We start from the raw sequence: 3071 nt of genomic DNA, 5'->3' as shown, positions 1-3071 counted from the left end.
AAGATATTAAGAGAATAACTTAGATCTCAATATTCTGCCGCCGGGGGATTTTGACCCGGCCACGGGTGGGGGATTTTAAAGTGGCCATCCGGGATAAAAAAAATAGCCAGAATGACAGAAAAAAAATTACCAGTAATATTAAATACGATTTAAGTTTCATGTTTAGTTTTTGCACTTAACGCCCCGCATAACCCGACTGAGCCGCATCGCGGCGAAGGTCGGAGTTAATGCGGTGGTTAGCATTGTTGGATAAATAATGGAAACTTATAAGGCTAAAATTGAAAAATACCATTTTTCATTAACTGAACAAGAAATTAAAAGCATTCAAGATTATTTGCTTAAACCACAAGATCACTATGAAGGCTATTTATTCTTTGATCTTGTAAGTCGCTTTATAAGGCTTGTTTTTTCTTTTTTTTCTGTTAATAAAGGCACAAACAGTGATTTATGATCATCACCGTCTATTTTCCCCATTTCAACCCATCTATCAACGGAGTCCTCTGTGAATTCTGGCTCGGTAAACTGTATTGATCGAGCCGATTCTCCAAACAAATCTGTACCAAAAGCAGTTGCTTTTGATAATAATTCTAAAACCTCAACATTAATATTCTCTGCGTGTAATTCTTTATATTTATGCAAAGCGCGTTGGGTTATTCCTGTCATATTGTTTGTTTTTGAATATAAATACCATGCTTGAGACCTATTGTAGTTTTCCAATTTTTTGCGTTCATGGCCTTGATAAAGAGCGTATGCAAACCCAGCAACGCCAACGATTGTGCTTACAATTGTCCAGATGTCTGGCATTAATTCACCTTTTTGGTAGTGATGGTTTTCAAGCGCGAATGCTAACGAGTAATTATGTAGTTTTTTTTTCTGTCCAAGCCCAAATTTGTAATGTTATCCCGTTAAAAAAAATGAAAATAGGATAATCCTCCAATAACAGCCAAACAACTGGATGTAAATAGAAAAACTTGAATGAACTTATTAAGGAAAACAAGACCGAGCAATCATGGTATTCAGTGTCACTGCTCCGGATTTTAAACCAGGCAGGAATAACAGAAGTAGCCAACGCCTTCAATGACAAGCATCACGGCGTTTATGTATAGACAAATTGTGGGGTCTTCTATTCCCCAAAATTTTTGAAAAATCGGCGATTTCAACGCTTGCAGCAGAGACTATACGTTAGGAGTGTCCCTTATCCCCACTTGTTAGAGCGTTATCTACGGCTTCCAGAATAAATAAAACGCGCTTTTCAACATTGCTATGCGGCACTTCCAGCATTTCATAGCCCCATTGCTGATACCACCTTTCCATACCTTCACACACCTCAACAGCTTGCTCAAATGTTTGGTCGCGCTCGGAATCTGTAGTATAGATCTCTTTCCATGGAGATAGAAGAAAAACGGTCCTATTGTACGGAAAATTTTGAATATACCGTTCAGCTTGAGCGAGAGTTAGTGCGTTCTCTGCATCAAGCATGAACAATGCGTCCAGCACGCTCCGATCAAAGAACGTGGGGCAATCACTGGCATCAATCTTTCGATATTTCTCGATGTCCGCACTTAGGATCTCATAGGCAAACGGGATAGGTTCTGGTCGAGGCGACAACCCCGCCGTTAACCGATTCTTGATTATTCTCCGTGCAGACTCTGGTGCGAAATTGTATCCACGCTCCGCCAGAGCAGTAAGAATTGTTGTTTTACCACCGCCGGGGCCGCCGGTGACTACGAACCGATTGTTCATTTAGCTCCTAACGCATTGCTCGCTGGCGCGCACATTTAGCAAATTATTGTGTCTCTTTTCAGAGGAAAAGCTCTGAGCTCTTCTGACACAATATATTGAGGTTTTCTATTTTAGCCAACAACAAGCTTTTATAGACAAAGTCAATGGTTCTTCTGGGCTGCACAAAAGGAAATTCAACGCTGGCCTTCTCCCAGCGGACGGAGCATAACAAAAGCCTCCAAAAAGCGAGAAAGACCAATTAAAAATTACAGTTCAAAAAAAATGCTGTCGTAACCTGCTCGGCCTGCAAGGTCCTTGTTCAATTTGATTTAAGCTAAAAAAATGGGGTCATATGTCAAACGACTTTCTACTTCCGTTTTATCTATTTTTTTTGCTTTATCTATAATCTCTTCTATATCACTTTCTTGCATATTAAGTGATTTATACAAACGAGCAATATTGTAATATACTATAGCTTTTGAGGTTGAATGTATTTGAGGCAACTCGGCTATTCTTCTAAGAATTTTAATAGTAGTGTCTTTCAATTCCCCATCTCCACTTACTGCTTCTGAAGTAAGTAGATCGGCCTCAACCCAATACTGGCGGGATACGCCGGTATCAAGATAATCTTTGGCTTTTTCTGGATAACCATACATTGAAAGTAAGGACGCTATTATATATTTCTGGTCTCCTATGGATGATAGAGATTTGCCTAAAACTATATTTTTTACAATCAAAGTAAAAAGGTGTCTCCCTCGTTTGGTCGATAATATAAAAGCAAGTATTCCTGCATATGCTGCGACTAAAGCAATAATTACTTCATTTTGTTTTTTTTCAGACCCTATAAGTTTACCTTTAACACCTTTTGCACGGAGTGATATTGAAGCTCCTGACGAATTTTCGTTATTACTTTGATATAAGATTGAAACGTTTGCTTCTTCACCAGGATTAAGGCTATCAATATTTAGTTTTAAAGATTTATCTTTGATTTCTTTAGAGTGTGAAATCGCTTGATCTATGGAGATTTTTGATTTTTCAATTTTTTCATCAGTAAAACTGAGTAGCAGGATAATATCATCAACGGTTTTGTCTCCTGAATTTTTCACTTCTATTTGTTGGATAAACAGTTTATTCAATGTCATAAAGTTAAGAATCTTCAATAAGACCTTGATTTGATTGATTTTTATGATATGATCGTGCTCATTAATGGAACACCAAACATTACACGAATAAGGAGAAAAATGTCAAAAAAATTAAAAGAAAAAACAATGGTTGGCATGGAACCTGCTTTTCAAAACATGTACCGAGTTGGTCGAATTTCTTAAAAAAATCCTATATTCTCAAGATTT

The 3071-nt window shown here is 37.7% G+C and carries 3 protein-coding genes; all 3 read right to left on the bottom strand.

What is annotated here, in order from left to right; genetic code table 11:
- Window positions 1-363 precede the first annotated feature (363 nt).
- Complete coding sequence (locus B147_RS0106940; RefSeq protein ID WP_020586496.1) at window positions 364-804, bottom strand: hypothetical protein; 441 nt, start codon at window positions 802-804, stop codon at window positions 364-366.
- Between the two features lie 378 nt (window positions 805-1182).
- Window positions 1183-1743, bottom strand: a complete 561-nt coding sequence (locus B147_RS0106935; protein WP_020586495.1) for an AAA family ATPase — start codon at window positions 1741-1743, stop codon at window positions 1183-1185.
- Between the two features lie 308 nt (window positions 1744-2051).
- A complete protein-coding gene (locus B147_RS0106930; protein ID WP_020586494.1) occupies window positions 2052-2864 on the bottom strand; it encodes a hypothetical protein in 813 nt (270 codons plus the stop codon).
- Between the last annotated feature and the right edge of the window lie 207 nt (window positions 2865-3071).

The sequence above is a fragment of the Desulfobacter curvatus DSM 3379 genome, assembly GCF_000373985.1.
Taxonomy (GTDB): domain Bacteria; phylum Desulfobacterota; class Desulfobacteria; order Desulfobacterales; family Desulfobacteraceae; genus Desulfobacter; species Desulfobacter curvatus.
Note: the sequence above shows the minus strand (reverse complement) of the source record. Positions and strands in the feature narration are given on the sequence as shown.

Coding starts and splice junctions, on each gene's coding strand:
- B147_RS0106940 (WP_020586496.1), bottom strand. CDS start 804: ATGCCAGACATCTGGACAATTGTAAGCACAATCGTTGGCGTTGCTGGG.
- B147_RS0106935 (WP_020586495.1), bottom strand. CDS start 1,743: ATGAACAATCGGTTCGTAGTCACCGGCGGCCCCGGCGGTGGTAAAACA.
- B147_RS0106930 (WP_020586494.1), bottom strand. CDS start 2,864: ATGACATTGAATAAACTGTTTATCCAACAAATAGAAGTGAAAAATTCA.